Annotated in this window: 10 protein-coding genes and 1 pseudogene; 8 read left to right on the forward strand and 3 right to left on the reverse strand. The window is 48.5% G+C overall.

Annotation, left to right across the window (positions count from 1 at the left end):
• Positions 1 to 161: 161 nt before the first annotated feature.
• From pepA to E8E00_RS11555, 3 genes are all read left to right on the forward strand, one after another.
• Complete coding sequence (gene pepA, locus E8E00_RS11545; RefSeq protein ID WP_077662354.1) at positions 162 to 1,673, forward strand: leucyl aminopeptidase; 1,512 nt, start codon at positions 162 to 164, stop codon at positions 1,671 to 1,673.
• 150 nt (positions 1,674 to 1,823) lie between these two features.
• Complete coding sequence (locus E8E00_RS11550) at positions 1,824 to 2,318, forward strand: DNA polymerase III subunit chi (RefSeq protein WP_096630768.1); 495 nt, start codon at positions 1,824 to 1,826, stop codon at positions 2,316 to 2,318.
• 18 nt (positions 2,319 to 2,336) lie between these two features.
• The gene (locus tag E8E00_RS11555) at positions 2,337 to 5,195 is read left to right on the forward strand and encodes a valine--tRNA ligase (protein WP_096630766.1); all 2,859 of its coding nucleotides are present in this window, start codon (positions 2,337 to 2,339) and stop codon (positions 5,193 to 5,195) included.
• Positions 5,196 to 5,272: 77 nt separating this feature from the next.
• Here the strand turns inward: E8E00_RS11555 and E8E00_RS11560 are convergent, their stop codons facing one another.
• Entirely contained in the window at positions 5,273 to 6,595 is a 1,323-nt protein-coding gene (locus E8E00_RS11560) for an IS4 family transposase (RefSeq protein WP_096629381.1), read from the reverse strand.
• Positions 6,596 to 6,867: 272 nt separating this feature from the next.
• Between E8E00_RS11560 and E8E00_RS11565 the strand changes: the two genes are divergently transcribed.
• Positions 6,868 to 7,251, forward strand: coding sequence for a DUF2061 domain-containing protein (locus tag E8E00_RS11565; protein WP_096630764.1), 384 nt, complete (start codon positions 6,868 to 6,870; stop codon positions 7,249 to 7,251).
• A gap of 47 nt (positions 7,252 to 7,298) precedes the next feature.
• Here E8E00_RS11565 and rraB read toward each other — a convergent pair whose 3' ends face one another.
• On the reverse strand, positions 7,299 to 7,682 hold the full coding sequence (gene rraB, locus E8E00_RS11570; RefSeq protein WP_077455376.1) for a ribonuclease E inhibitor RraB: 384 nt from the start codon (positions 7,680 to 7,682) through the stop codon (positions 7,299 to 7,301).
• 329 nt (positions 7,683 to 8,011) lie between these two features.
• Between rraB and arcA the strand changes: the two genes are divergently transcribed.
• The 4 genes and pseudogenes from arcA to E8E00_RS11590 all read left to right on the forward strand — a co-directional run bounded on the left by arcA (position 8,012) and on the right by E8E00_RS11590 (position 13,286).
• Entirely contained in the window at positions 8,012 to 9,232 is a 1,221-nt protein-coding gene (arcA, locus tag E8E00_RS11575; protein ID WP_069587982.1) for an arginine deiminase, read from the forward strand.
• Positions 9,233 to 9,428: 196 nt separating this feature from the next.
• Positions 9,429 to 10,193 carry an outer membrane beta-barrel protein gene (locus tag E8E00_RS11580; protein ID WP_096630761.1) on the forward strand — a complete coding sequence of 255 codons (765 nt, stop codon included), beginning with the start codon at positions 9,429 to 9,431 and terminating at the stop codon, positions 10,191 to 10,193.
• Positions 10,194 to 10,593: 400 nt separating this feature from the next.
• A complete protein-coding gene (locus E8E00_RS11585; RefSeq protein WP_069587980.1) occupies positions 10,594 to 11,739 on the forward strand; it encodes a DUF3103 family protein in 1,146 nt (381 codons plus the stop codon).
• A gap of 435 nt (positions 11,740 to 12,174) precedes the next feature.
• Positions 12,175 to 13,286, forward strand: a pseudogene (locus E8E00_RS11590) (IS3 family transposase).
• Between the two features lie 17 nt (positions 13,287 to 13,303).
• On the opposite strand, the gene E8E00_RS11595 reads toward E8E00_RS11590, so the two are convergent.
• Positions 13,304 to 14,746: an SIR2 family protein gene (locus E8E00_RS11595; protein ID WP_096630759.1), complete on the reverse strand. Its 1,443-nt coding sequence runs from the start codon at positions 14,744 to 14,746 to the stop codon at positions 13,304 to 13,306.
• Between the last annotated feature and the right edge of the window lie 21 nt (positions 14,747 to 14,767).

The following is a 14,767-nucleotide window of genomic DNA, read 5'->3' on the forward strand; positions in this document are numbered from 1 at the left end:
TTTACTCGAATAACTATAGTTTCTGGTTTAATTAGTTGTTTTCTAATCTTTCGGCCATTTGTTGACCGCCGGCTGATCCGGGCGCAATAGAGCGTTCAACAACATAGAGGCGGCATTATCCAACATTTGGTCTCAATTGTCTTTAGGATCTAGGAGTACAAATGGAGTTCAGTGTAAAGAGCGGTAGCCCCGAAAAGCAACGCAGTGCCTGTATTGTCGTGGGCGTATTTGAACCTCGCCGCCTGTCACCCGTCGCCGAGCAACTCGACAAAATCAGTGACGGCTATATCAGTGCCTTACTGCGCCGCGGTGACTTGGAAGGAAAGCCAGGCCAAGTGCTCCTGCTACACCATGTCCCGAACGTCCTGTCTGAGCGTGTCCTGCTGGTCGGCTGCGGTAAAGAGCGCGAACTCGGCGAGCGCCAATACAAAGAGATTATCAAAAAAACCATCAACACCCTCAATGAAACCGGGTCGATGGAAGCGGTGTGCTTCTTAACCGAGCTGCACGTGAAAGGCCGTGACACCTACTGGAAAGTCCGTCAAGCCGTTGAAAGCACCAAAGACACCCTCTACACCTTCAACCAATTCAAGAGTGTAAAGCCAGAAATCCGTCGCCCACTGCGCAAGTTGGTGTTCAATGTACCAACCCGTCGTGAATTGAATTTGGGTGAACGTGCGATTGCGCATGGCTTAGCCGTTTCTTCAGGTGTCAACGCGTGTAAAGATTTGGGCAATATGCCACCCAACGTGGCTAACCCTGCCTATCTCGCCTCGCAAGCCCGTCGTTTGGCTGACGACTTTGATACCGTCACCACGCGCATCATCGGCGAGCAAGAAATGGAAAAGCTCGGCATGCACTCCTACCTTGCGGTTGGCCGTGGCTCGAAAAACGAGTCGATGATGTCAATCATGGAATACAAAGGCCATCCTGACCCAGACGCCAAACCGATTGTGTTGGTCGGTAAAGGACTGACCTTCGATTCAGGCGGCATTTCCATTAAGCCCGGTGCAGGCATGGACGAAATGAAGTATGACATGGGCGGTGCTGCGTCTGTCTTTGGGGTGATGCGTGCCCTTGCTGAGCTCAACTTACCGCTTAACGTCGTCGGTGTGCTCGCCGGCTGTGAAAACATGCCTGATGGCCAAGCCTATCGTCCCGGCGATATTCTCACCACCATGTCAGGCCAAACCGTGGAAGTGCTCAACACAGATGCTGAAGGCCGTTTAGTCTTGTGTGACGCCCTGACTTATGTTGAACGCTATGAGCCAGACTGTGTGATCGATGTGGCCACCTTAACCGGCGCCTGCATCATGGCCCTTAGCCATCACATCAGTGCTTTGATTGCCAACCAGAACCCACTGGCGCATGAAATCATCAATGCCTCTGAGCAAGCGGGTGACCGCGCTTGGCGTCTGCCGATGACTGACGAGTTCCAAGAGCAGCTCGACAGTCCCTTTGCCGATATGGCCAACATTGGCGGCAAAGGTGGTGGCACCATCACTGCAGGCTGTTTCTTGTCGCGCTTTGCCAAGAAATACAACTGGGCGCACCTAGATATTGCCGGTACCGCATGGAAAAGCGGCGGCAAGGAAAAAGGCTCAACCGGTCGCCCGGTGCCTTTGCTGGTGCAGTTCTTATTGAATCGCTCTGGCCTCGAAGTGGTCGAGTAATTGCCAAGGAGGCCAAACGGCCTCCTTTTTTTGTCTGAACTTTAATCGACACTGGTGTCAGCGCGCACAATCCGCTATGTTGGTTATCCCGCGCTTGACCGGACACCACACTTTTGGGACGGAGGCCGTTTCTCAACTTTAGGAGCGTATATGTCCACCGCCACCTTTTATTTGTTGGCGCCACCCGACGGCGTGTCATCTGACGATGGATTGACGCCCGAACAACAAGCGCGCGAACAACAAACGTTAATAGACACCGCGATTCATTTGGCCTTCTATTACTATCAACAGGGACAACGTATTTATCTCGCCGCCCGCGACCAGCAACAGGCCCATCAACTGGATGATGCCTTATGGCAGCGCGACGCCGATACGTTTGTTCCCCATAATTTGGTAGGAGAAGGACCACGAGGTGGTGCACCCGTAGAAATCGGTTGGCCCGGTGTACGTCACTCCGGGCACCGCAGCGTGCTAATCAATTTGGCGACAGAGGCATCAAATTTTGCGCCTTCGTTTGCACAAGTGGTAGACTTCGTCCCTTGCGATGAGACGCTCAAACAGCACGCGCGTCACCGATATAAAGCATACCGACTGGCAGGCCTGCAACTTCAAACCCTTGCCATCGACCAATCGCCCAAACCTTGACGATCTTTCAAGAGCGCTATGGAAAAGACATATAACCCACAATCAATTGAAAAAGCGCTGTACCAGCGCTGGGAAGAGGCGGGCTATTTCCGACCTCATGGTGATACCAGCAAAGATGCCTATAGCATCATGATCCCGCCGCCAAACGTCACTGGCAGCTTGCATATGGGTCACGCGTTCCAAGATACCATTATGGATACCTTGATCCGTGCCGAGCGTATGAAAGGCAAAAACACCTTGTGGCAAGTGGGTACCGACCATGCCGGTATCGCAACACAAATGGTGGTGGAACGTAAGATCGCAGCCGAAGAAGGCAAAACCAAGCACGACTACGGTCGTGACGCGTTTGTCGACAAGATCTGGCAATGGAAAGGCGAATCAGGCGGCACGATCACTCAACAGTTGCGTCGTCTCGGTGCCTCTGTCGATTGGGATCGCGAGCGCTTCACCATGGATGAAGGCTTTTCCAATGCCGTTAAAGAAGTCTTTGTTCGCCTTTACCAAGAAGATCTTATCTATCGTGGTAAGCGTTTGGTGAACTGGGATCCGAAATTGCACACCGCGATTTCCGATCTCGAAGTGGAAAACAAAGACAAGAAAGGCCACATGTGGCATTTCCGTTATCCACTTGCCGATGGCGCGAAAACAGCCGAAGGCAAAGACTACATTGTGGTTGCCACCACCCGTCCGGAGACTATGCTGGGCGATACCGGTGTTGCGGTTAACCCAGAAGACCCGCGCTACAAAGACCTGATTGGTCAGCACGTGTTGCTGCCAGTGGTGAATCGTCGTATCCCTATCGTGGGCGATGAGCACGCTGACATGGAAAAAGGCACCGGCTGTGTAAAAATCACCCCAGCGCACGACTTCAACGACTATGAAGTGGGCCAGCGCCACCAGCTGCCAATGATCAATATTCTCACGCTGAACGCCGATATCCGCGACAGTGCTGAAGTGTTTGATCACAAAGGTCAGCCAAGCAATGCTTACCCAACCGATATTCCTGCCAACTACCAAGGTTTGGAGCGTTTTGCCGCGCGTAAAGCGATCGTGGCTGAATTTGACGCACTGGGTTTATTGGAAGAAATCAAAGATCACGATCTCACTGTCCCATACGGCGATCGTGGCGGCGTCGTCATTGAGCCAATGCTTACCGACCAATGGTACGTACGTACTGCACCACTGGCAGAGCCTGCCGTAAAAGCGGTAGAAGATGGCGACATTCAATTCGTACCGAAACAATACGAGAACATGTACTTTGCGTGGATGCGTGACGTACAAGACTGGTGTATTTCTCGTCAGCTTTGGTGGGGTCACCGCATTCCTGCCTGGTACGACGACCAAGGCAATGTCTATGTTGGCCGTGACGAAGACGAAGTCCGTCGTGAAAACCAACTGGCAGACGACGTAACGCTGCGCCAAGACGATGACGTACTGGATACGTGGTTCTCATCGGCACTTTGGACGTTCGGTACCCTAGGCTGGCCAGAGAACACCGATGCGCTGAAAACCTTCCACCCGACCGACGTATTGGTGTCAGGCTTTGACATCATCTTCTTCTGGGTGGCGCGCATGATCATGATGACCATGCACTTCATCAAAGATGAAAATGGTAAGCCACAAGTGCCCTTTAAGACGGTCTATATGACCGGCCTTATCCGCGACGAAAGCGGCGCCAAGATGTCTAAATCTAAGGGTAACGTCCTTGACCCTCTCGACATGATTGACGGCATTGGCATCGATGAGTTGGTGGCGAAGCGCACCGGCAACATGATGCAACCAAAGCTAGCTGAAAAAATTGAGAAAGCGACCCGTAAAACGTTTGAAAACGGCATCGAAGCCCACGGCACCGATGCACTGCGTTTTACCCTCGCAGCGCTGGCCTCTACCGGTCGTGACATCAACTGGGACATGAAGCGCCTTGAAGGTTACCGCAACTTCTGTAACAAACTTTGGAACGCCAGCCGCTATGTGCTGATGAATACCGAAGATCAAGATTGCGGCATGAACGGCGGCGAGATGCAATTCTCACTGGCTGATCAGTGGATTGAATCTCAGTTCCAGCAAGCGGCGAAAGACTTCAACACCCACCTCGACAACTATCGTCTCGATATGGCGGCGGGTGTGTTGTATGAGTTTATTTGGCACCAATTCTGTGACTGGTACTTGGAACTTACCAAGCCTGTCCTGTGGAAAGGCGACGAAGCACAACAACGTGCCACCCGCTATACCCTGATCACGGTATTGGAAAAAACCTTGCGTCTGGCCCATCCGGTGATCCCTTACATCACCGAAGCGATTTGGCAAAGTGTTAAACCGCTGGTTGACGGTGTGGAAGGCGATACCATTATGCAGCAGCCACTGCCGCAATTCGATGCTAGCCGCGTGAACACCCAAGCGTCAGAAGACATTGAGTGGATGAAGCAGTTTATCGTTAGCATCCGTAACCTACGTGCTGAGTACGATATTGCGCCAAGCCAGCCGCTTGAGGTGATGCTGAAAGCCGCTGATGAACGCGATGCCGCTCGTGCGAACACCAACAGCGCGACCTTGCACGCCCTTGCCAAACTTGGCAGCTTCAAGGTACTGGATGGCAGTGAATCTTTACCAGCCTGTGCCTCTGCCTTGGTCGGTAGCTCAGAAATCTTGATCCCGATGGCGGGTCTGATTGACAAAGATGCCGAACTGGCGCGCTTGGATAAAGAAATCGCCAAAGTAGAAGGCGAGATCAAACGCATCGAAGGGAAACTCGGCAACGAAAGTTTTGTCTCCAAAGCCCCTGAAGCAGTGGTCGCCAAAGAGCGCGAAAAACTCGATAACTATCGTGTCAGCCTCACCAAACTGGGTGAGCAAAAAACCACGATTGCGGCGCTATAAATCAAGCGTTGACGTCGGACGTTTTACATCGATAGACCTTCGCAATAAACCACGCCATCTGGCGTAATGCATGTGAATTAAGCTGAGTTACGTCTTTTAGAAGGCCTAGTCGCATAGCGATTGGGCCTTTTCTTCACTGCTCTTGGATATGTCCTCTCTCGCCTCTCTGGAAGTACAAAGCTCTCTGCCATGTCGAGGATATATCGGAGCACTTCTGGGTATCTTCCAGGTGCGACAGCCGGGAGCATCTGCAACTGACTCACTAAAAATATTGATGCCTGCTTAAAGCCTATTTGGTATGGCATTACCGTGTTCAATGAATACGCCATCTGGCACATCATAAAACGCAGTAGGTTGTAGGCGAGCAACATCCCCCAAAGCTCCTGTTTAACTAACGCCGGTGTTTTACTTCTTAGCGTAAGGCTATTTTGAAGCATGTACTGCTTCATCTCTCGATAGCCTAATTCGATTTCCCAACGATGACTGTAGAGCTCTGTAATATCGGCCCCTATATACCGCTTGGGGTCGGTCATTGACGTCAGCAGTTTGACCTCTTTCCCTTTGACCTTGGTGGTAATGAGTCTCGCCTCCAGTGTATCTGGCGCATCAGCCCATTTCTTTTTCGCTTGAGCAGTTAGCGAGAGTTCAATTAGCTCCTGACCACGCCCCAGTTTTCTCAATGTCTTATATTGCGCCCCTTTTCGTAACGGAATTAGCCAGTGCCTCTCCTTACCTTGGCTTTGCCAACGATGGAGAAGCCCTAAGGCATAAAAGCCTTTGTCAAACAGGGTGAGGCTATTATCTGGGGCTTTATCGATAAGCTGAGCGGTCAGGTCAACCTCACTGACGGAGACGGAGTCAAAGGCAGCACTGTTAAGCAGATGGCTCGTTAATTCCATATGGCAGACCATGCGAACTTGAGGATAGTCTGACGTCGTTGTTTTATTACCGGTTCGGCTAAAAGCCTTATCGTTGTCGGCCGTATCTGGTGTTCGCCAAACTACGCCATCAACAGCATGTAAAGTGAGTCCGTACCAGTCAGGATGTGGGGTCTTCTCATGCCACAATTGCTGAGTTTGGTTGAACACCGCTTCGACTGGCTTGTGCCCCAACTTCTTACGGGCATGGATAACCGCACTCGGCGCAACAAAGGGTTTCTTGCCCGGTAGCAATATATCTAGCTGAGAGACCACCTTACTCATCGATAGATGCCGATAAAGTGACATTCCCACAACGCTCCATACCATCAATTCCATGGGGAGCCTACGCTTACGAATCGTCGCGACGCCTGTGTCCTCAAGACATTGGTGAATGAGTTCAGGGCAAAGGAGATCGGATAGACCATTGAGTTGGTCAGCAGAGAATTGATGTATTCGGTCGAGGGCTTGTCTTAAGAACATAAAAAATCCGAGTGTGCAGAAACACTCGGATTTTGACACCCTCTCAGGATCGTTCAACCGATCATTTTTTGCTTAACTGATCGGCATTACGCCATCTGGCGTGGTTTTTTTATTCTCTCCCATCCGCAACTCAGCACGCCGCAGCTAAAACCCGCCACACTTGATAGCTCCGCCCTATCTAAAAGATAGTGAGAACCGTTTTTATTTATAGACACAGACACGACATACTGTCAGTGTTGATTAAACGCGTGTTGCCGTGAAGGAGCTACACCATGAAGAAGACATTAAGCTTTGCCGCTATCCACTTTTCTATCGCCTTTACCGTGGCCTATGTGCTGACGGGCGATATCATCATCGGTAGCTTGATTGCGATGACAGAGCCCACCGTCAATACCGGCGCGTTTTATCTTCATGAAAAGCTCTGGCAACTGAGCCGCCGCGCACGTCCCGTGGTGAAAACCGCCAGCTTTGCGGTGGTGCACTTTAACGTTGCCTTCTTAGTGGGCTATGTGATCAGTGGCGATTGGTTGGTCGGTGGCGCACTGGCACTGGTTGAGCCAAGCATCAACACCCTTGCCTACTTCTTCCACGAAAAGGTATGGCAGCGTCGTCATACGGTAAACCCCGCACCGCGGCACTTGGGGCATCATCATTAAAAAAGCCACGATATATCGTGGCTTTTAAAACAGGATGGATGGCCGACTTACTCGTTGTCGTCGCCGTCTTCGTCTTCACCCGACTCAAAGTACGTGCCCCAGCCGTCGTAATCGATATCGTGTTTTTCAGCAAGCGTCATTAGCTTTTCTACTTGCTCATCAATACGCTCGGCATTGAGTGCCGTTTCCATCACCGCATCAAAGCAGACGATGGTTCCGCCCTCTTCCAGCTCTAGCTCTTCGGCTTCCGCCACTTCAAAGCCCAGTTTAAACGCCTCAACAGCGGCATCTTCTAACTCAGCAAACGTGGCAGCCGATAGGTGATGCTCAATGGTGTAAAGCGCATCCGGATCGCTTCCATCCGCCAGAAGCTCCTCAATAATCATGCGAGTATCTTCTTGTTGCTCTTGAATCATTTCTGCCAGTGACATGCCGCGACTCCAAATAGTGAATGTGGGGCGCAATATGGCACGGTTTAGCAAAAATTGCCACGTTGATAAAAAGGCAAACTGACCAGAAAGTCGCCAAGTTGATGAATTTTCTGTGACCTTGCTAGTTCGCTGGGATTGTTAGTGAATTGTAACATTGACCTGCTTTCAGAAGGTTGTCATTATTCGACCATCCAAGGAGGACATGAGACACGCCCGTCCCTCGAGCAAGACCTGCACTCCCCGCACCACTGGTGACACACAATGACGTGTGTAAGGCGATGTAGTCTGTCTCATTGCCTGGCCCGTAGAAAGGAAAAAGAGGACCTACCATGAGTGAGTTTTACGTTGGATCAGAAGTTGGGCAACTGAAGCGGGTATTGCTTCACCGCCCTGAACGAGCGTTAAACCACCTGACGCCATCGAACTGCCATGAGCTGTTATTTGATGATGTTCTGGCGGTGGAACGAGCCGGAGAAGAGCATGATATGTTCGCCCGCACCTTAACCAACGAAGGGGTGCAGGTTTATTTGCTTCATGATTTGCTGGTTGAAACCCTCGCCGTGCCAGAAGCAAAACAATGGCTACTCGACACCCAACTCAACCAATACCGCCTCGGCTACCAATTTGCCAACGACGTGCGCGCCTACATGGCCGATATCGATCACAATGCACTCGCCGACATTTTACTCGGCGGATTAAGCTACATTGATTTGCCCGTGCAATCATCCTCAATGATGCAAGCGATGCACGACAAAACCGATTTCGTGATTGAGCCGCTACCGAACCACTTATTTACTCGAGATACGTCCTGCTGGGTATATGGCGGTGTCTCACTCAATCCAATGGCAAAATCTGCACGCCAACGTGAAACCAATCACCTGCGCGCCATTTATCGCTGGCATCCCGAATTTGCAGAAAGCCAGTTCATTAATTACCTCGGTGATGAAGTGCGTGATTACGACAACGCCATGATTGAAGGCGGCGATGTATTAGTGATTGGCCGCGGCGCCGTCTTAATTGGCATGTCGGAACGCACCACGCCTCAAGGGGTTGAACAATTGGCGCGAAGCCTGCTGTTTAGTGGTCAAGCCAAAGAAGTGATTGCGGTACAACTGCCGAAAAGCCGCTCGTGTATGCACCTTGATACCGTAATGACCCATATGGATGTGCATACCTTCTCGGTCTACCCCACCGTAATGCGTCCTGATTTGCCATGCTGGCGCTTAACCCGCAAAGGGGAAGACAGCCTGAACGTGGAAGCGCAATCTTGCTACCTCACTGCGATTGAAAAAGCGCTGGATGTCGGCCCACTCAATATCATTACCACCGGTGGTGATAGCTACGCGGCCGAGCGTGAGCAATGGAACGACGCCAACAACGTGCTAACCGTACGTCCTGGCGTTGTCATTGGCTACGAAGGCAATACGTACACTAATGAAAAGTATGATAAAGCCGGTATCAAGGTATTATCTGTGCCCGGCGATCAGCTCGGACGAGGTCGCGGCGGCGCGCGCTGCATGAGCTGCCCGCTTGAACGCGACGGTATCTAACCGCCTGTTAGCCGCTGCCTTGTCAGCGGCTTTTAAATTCTTTAATTACAAAGGGTTAAGCTGAAAAAAGATAAAGATTGCCCCTCCTCTCAACCCGCTATATACTCCCGCCGCTTTTAGACAGGGATCACATAAAAACACGTCACACCGCCTATGGATCGGGCCCCAACTTAACCATTAAGAAAAGAAGCTATCCATGAAAATGAAGTACTTATCGCTCGCACTGATCAGCCTCTTTGCTGCGCCTACAACATGGGCTGAAATGACTAAAACTCAGCAAGAGCAAGTCATTCAAGCGCTCAAAACCGTGCCACAAAACGCAACAATTCTCTCCCCACTTTCGATGAACGATGATGACTATCAGTTTACGTCTACATGGCATTGGGATATTGAAAACAGTCTCTATGTAGGCGGTGAGCTTGGCTATATTCGCTTTGGTAGCGACACCAATAGCAATACAACAAAACAGCTCGCAAACGATATTGATGATGGTGGTATGGCGACGCTGAAAGTCGGTAGCTATTTTGGCCCCAACGTGCGCATTTATGGCTTTTTGCAGCGTAATGGCGAAACCGAAGTTTCGTATCACCTCTTCCCGAGTAACAATGAATTCAATTCAAAAATGAGCAGAGAAGGCTACCAATACGGTGTAGGGGCTGACTACCTGTACCACTTTATGCCAAAAAACTATCTCAGTATTGGGGCACGAGTTGGCCATTACGAAAACGAAATTCATTACTCTGTTAGCGCTATGGGTGGCACGCAAAAAGGACAAAAAAAGACCAATGGGCTCGCGACCGGTATCAGCACCAGTATTGGTCACGATTTTACCGAGCATTTAAGTCTCGAGCTTGGCTACCGCTACGAAAAACTCGAAAAAGACGACAATGTCTTGCTAGGCCAACGCATTACCTTTGAAGACACCCATCAAGCCTTTTTAGGCTTCAATTACACCTTCTAAGACTTCGCCTGACCCAACGGTGGCCGGTTGTCTCGGCCACCGCTTACTGTTTTACCGGCTACCATCATGTTTACGCTCAGCGTGCCTTCTCACTTCTGACTTTTATTTTTTGCCAGATTTATCACCTAATAACTATTAAATCACTCAATAATTCAGCGCGTTACTCTCACCTATTCGATTTTGATGCTTAAACAAAGCCCCTACTTTTATCATTCCTTTTTTGTATTGAGTGTTTACTCTACTGCCAAAAATTACTAATTTCGCATTAGAGTTTCATGTTTTTTGTGAACTATGTTCACAGCCCTTTTTATTAGAGATAGCGTGTTTGAAGACAAGCATCGCAAGATACAAAGCGTTAGCCTCGCTAACGTCAGTTGGAACACAACAAAAAGGAAATGCGATGAATAAAAAAACACTGATTTCGCTGCTATTTGCCGGTCTTACTCAAGTTCTTGCTCCTGCTTTTGCCGGCAGTGCAGACAACACCGTGGTTGAGATCAAGCGCGATACCGCCAAACAACTGAGCCAACAGTACGAGCTGATTGCGCCGACCTTGCACCGTAGCATTAACAGCTACAGCTTAAGCGCGTCACTCTCATCACTCACCGAGCCCCAAACGCGTAGCGCGCGCAGTAAACGCAGCATTGACTCGCAGCTATACAGCGCCGACCGTGCATTGCGTGAAGCGCAAGGCGTCGAAGAAGTGGCCGACCAGTTGCTCGAAGTTCGCTTGGCCGACCCAAGCATGCTCGCACGCTGGCAAGCGGGTCAATCGCCGCTGTTCGCCTTTGAACCTGCTGGCGATGAGCAAACATGGACCCAAATCGAAGCATTTGACATTGAAGGCAATACCCACTGGCTCGACGTCTACCAAATGCCAGACCGTCCTGTCTTAGTGGTCGACACCAATGGCAAAGCCTCACTGAAAGCTGGCCTAGAAGTGATGCGCCGCACCCTCGCAGAGCAAAACCCAGCACCGCGAGTCCGTCGCAGCGCCCCGATGATGGCAGCAGAGCCACAACCCATTCACACCACAGTGCTGAAAACGATTCGCCTTGAAGATGACAAAGAACCTTGGATCTCAGGTGCGGCGGAAGTGTATGCCATTGTGACCGGTGTGAACCCAAGCCGTGACGAACCGACGCTCGACATTGTGGATATGCCTTATTTGGATTACGACAAAACCACCTATCATCCTAATCAGGTAATGATCCACTGGGACCGTTATCGTTGGGGCGCCGCGGACGTTATCTTGATGGAACAAGACGACGGCACCAACTACAAAGAGCTGGCGCTTAAACTCAACGAAATTGCTAGCGATATCATTGCAGCAATCCCCGATCTTGAAGTGCAAGCTTACGGCGTGATCACCAAAATCACCGGTAAGATCATCGAAGCCATCCCCGACGGCTGGCTCACCAACGATGATGACTTTGTGGACGTGTATTACACCCTCCTCAAAGACCGTACCTACCAAGATCACGTCGGTGCTGGCGGCAACGCCACCGCTACTTGGGAGCCTCTGGTTATCGAGCCAACTAAATAATCCAGGCTTGGTTTCATTGAGCTAGATAGACAAAACGCAGCCTCAGGGCTGCGTTTTTCGTCGTAACAACAAGCATGGTAGTTGATCGTACTCGTTCACATACTCCGACGTAGGAACCGGAGAACACTGGATAAATTCTTCTTCCGTAGACTAAATCTGACGTTTCTCTTCAAATGAGGCTAGGTTTGCACCTTTCATTTTAAAAAGAAGAATGAAGAAAGAGAGCGAACTCACGGCAGAAAGAAGTAGCATTGCACTTGTATATGAAGCCATAAAGCCCTTAGTGACAATCTGAGTAGCAACGCTTTCAGCTAGATTTAACTGCTCCTCTAATACCTTAATTAATTGGCTAATGTCACTGTAACCCTCCCCAAAAAACTGGTCATTAGCAATTAGAGTTTTTCCGTTTACACTGAAACAAACGGAGAACGCATGATGAAAAAATCACGCTACACAGAAACACAAATCGTAAAGATCTTGAAGGAAGTCGAAGCAGGCCGAAAGGTCAACGAAGTCTGTCGCGAATGTGGCATCTCTGATGCGACATACTACAACTGGAAGTCCAAGTATGGTGGGATGGAAGCGTCAGATGTTAAACGGCTTAAAGAGCTTGAGGATGAGAATCGGAGGCTCAAGCAAATGTTTGCCGACCTAAGCCTTGAGCACCGTATCGTTAAAGATATTCTGGAAAAAAAGCTGTAGGGCCATCGGTTAAGCGCGAGCTTGTCGATTACGCTCGCAAACACTATCAGGTCAGTTTGCGAATGGCCTGCCGCGTAGTTGGCATTAGCGACTCAGTCTATCGTTACCGACCAGATCCGCATAGAGATGATGAGGTTATCGCGACGTTGCAGGACGCAGCAGAGCGTTATCCTGCCTAAGGTTTTGGCAAATTATTTAAAGTACTTAGGCGCTGGGGACACCGATGGAATCATAAACGAGTCCATCGAGTGTACTGTTCGCTCAAGCTAAACCTACGGCGCAAGGGAAAAAAGCGCCTACCAAAACGAAATCCAGCACCATTGGCATGTCCAGAGTCGATCAACAGTTGCTGGTCTATCGATTTCATGAGTGACTCTTTGCTCTGCGGCAGGCGCTTTCGTACGTTCAATGTCGTGGACGATTTCAACCGTGAGGTGCTAGCGATTGAAGTAGATCTCAATCTGCCAGCACCACGCATTATAAGGGTGCTAGAACGCATTATTGCTTGGCTAGGGTACCCCAATAAGCTTCGCATGGATAATGGCCCTGAATTCATCTCGACCACGCTGGCTGAATGGGCGGAAGAGAACGCAGTTGAGTTGGAATTTATTCGCCCAGGCAAACCAACGGAGAACTCCTATATAGAGCGATTTAACCGAACTTATCGGACAGAAATACTCAACATGTACGTGTTCAAAACCGTGAGCGAAGTCCGAGACCTGACAGAAAAATGGATGAAGGAATACAACGATGAACGCCCTCATGACTCACTCGATGATCTGACCCCTTGGGAGTATTTAGCAAGGCATGAAAGTAGGAAAAACTCTAATTTAGAATGCCACTAAAACAGGGAGGGTTAGATCTACTGTTCTTCGTCTCTTAAAGATATAATCTCCATTATTATATCAATTACGTTATTAGCATTAAATTTTTCAGTCCCTAATTTTTTGTATAGCTCTTTCATTCTCAACGACAGGTCTGTTCTTTTTTGGATCTCAGAGTTTAACTCAGTCCAAAGCTCTTCAGCCATGTAACCTGTAGAGCCAACCGGAAGCAGAAGAAGTCCTTGCTTTTTTGCTATCTCATATTCTTCACGCATGCCGTTTGATAAAATAATATCGTTTCCAGCTTGTTTGTTACCGAATAAAAATAAAGCAATGCCCGCATAATTAATCATATCTTCGCGATACTTTGTCCATAGAGAGCTTAAAGGTTGTTCTCCTTCTGTGGATTGAGGAAAAGGCCGTAAGACAAGATGGTCCTCAATTTTTGCCAGTTTGTTATTAAAGGTTTCCTCAAGCACGCTAGAAATTACAGTACTGCCAATTCCAACACCAAACCCAGAAACAATTCTTAAATTATATTTCACTAGCATTTTACTTAGTTCATAGACAAACCTTAATGCTTCTTTTTCTTCTAAATCTCCATACTCACAAGCAGCTCCAGAAATGAATATAGTTCTTGATTTGTATTTTATTTCTAGTTTTATAAGAAGATCAGTAATTTCTTCATATTCATCTACAAGAATTGTCTTTATATTGAATCTCTCTAAATCTTTGATGAAAAAAAGTTGTTTTCTTTTTCTGTATTCAAAGTCTGCTTCTTCCTCATTTTTATCTTTCTTTATGTTTCTAATGAAACAATAATGTCTTCTTTGATTTTTTTCGTAAGCAACTCTAACTCGACTAAGAATATAATCCAAGTTTGGATCGGTGAAGCTAAAACCTATGAATATAAATGTTTTAGAAATGAGGTCACTTTTAAGATTGGCCAAATATTGATCCATCTTTACATGATAGCGTTCATAGTCATCTTTTGTTAATACAGCTTGGCTTGCATGTTCTACATCACCATGCATCTTATATACAACAGCATCACGCTTTGGCTTTGTTGTTGATAAATGATCATTAGTGTGCTTAACATCAGAAACTTTCCCTGATTTTTCAAGCGCATTTTCGATTATTTTATCGTAATTGGTTGTCCAGTAAGTACGTATTGGTAGGCGGCATAAAATTCGGTGATTTTCTGTTTCTATTGATTTACGTGAAAACTCATCTATCAGTCTTTGATTTAATTGGCTTCGATTGTTAGCGTTATCGTTGCAATGATATTGAGCAAGAGCAACGAGATCATTCTCTTTATCAACATCTAAACCTAGCTCTTCAGCTATGGGACGAAGAAGTTCGGCCCAATTAACAAAACCTGATCCTGCTGACATTCCAGCTCCAGCAAAAACAGCAACATTCTCTTCAGCGAGTTCTTTTTCCAAATCTCTTAGAAATGCCTTTTTCCGTAAGTCCATCATAGATATTCCATTTTTACATTA

The sequence above is a fragment of the Salinivibrio sp. YCSC6 genome (assembly GCF_004916735.1).
GTDB classification, from domain to species: domain Bacteria; phylum Pseudomonadota; class Gammaproteobacteria; order Enterobacterales; family Vibrionaceae; genus Salinivibrio; species Salinivibrio proteolyticus.

Bases quoted from the DNA above. Each gene is read 5' to 3' on its own strand.
- E8E00_RS11555 (WP_096630766.1), top strand. From the start codon at position 2,337: ATGGAAAAGACATATAACCCACAATCAATTGAAAAAGCGCTGTACCAG.
- E8E00_RS11595 (WP_096630759.1), bottom strand. From the start codon at position 14,746: ATGATGGACTTACGGAAAAAGGCATTTCTAAGAGATTTGGAAAAAGAA.
- E8E00_RS11580 (WP_096630761.1), top strand. From the start codon at position 9,429: ATGAAAATGAAGTACTTATCGCTCGCACTGATCAGCCTCTTTGCTGCG.
- pepA (WP_077662354.1), top strand. From the start codon at position 162: ATGGAGTTCAGTGTAAAGAGCGGTAGCCCCGAAAAGCAACGCAGTGCC.
- E8E00_RS11585 (WP_069587980.1), top strand. From the start codon at position 10,594: ATGAATAAAAAAACACTGATTTCGCTGCTATTTGCCGGTCTTACTCAA.
- arcA (WP_069587982.1), top strand. From the start codon at position 8,012: ATGAGTGAGTTTTACGTTGGATCAGAAGTTGGGCAACTGAAGCGGGTA.
- E8E00_RS11565 (WP_096630764.1), top strand. From the start codon at position 6,868: ATGAAGAAGACATTAAGCTTTGCCGCTATCCACTTTTCTATCGCCTTT.
- rraB (WP_077455376.1), bottom strand. From the start codon at position 7,682: ATGTCACTGGCAGAAATGATTCAAGAGCAACAAGAAGATACTCGCATG.
- E8E00_RS11560 (WP_096629381.1), bottom strand. From the start codon at position 6,595: ATGTTCTTAAGACAAGCCCTCGACCGAATACATCAATTCTCTGCTGAC.
- E8E00_RS11550 (WP_096630768.1), top strand. From the start codon at position 1,824: ATGTCCACCGCCACCTTTTATTTGTTGGCGCCACCCGACGGCGTGTCA.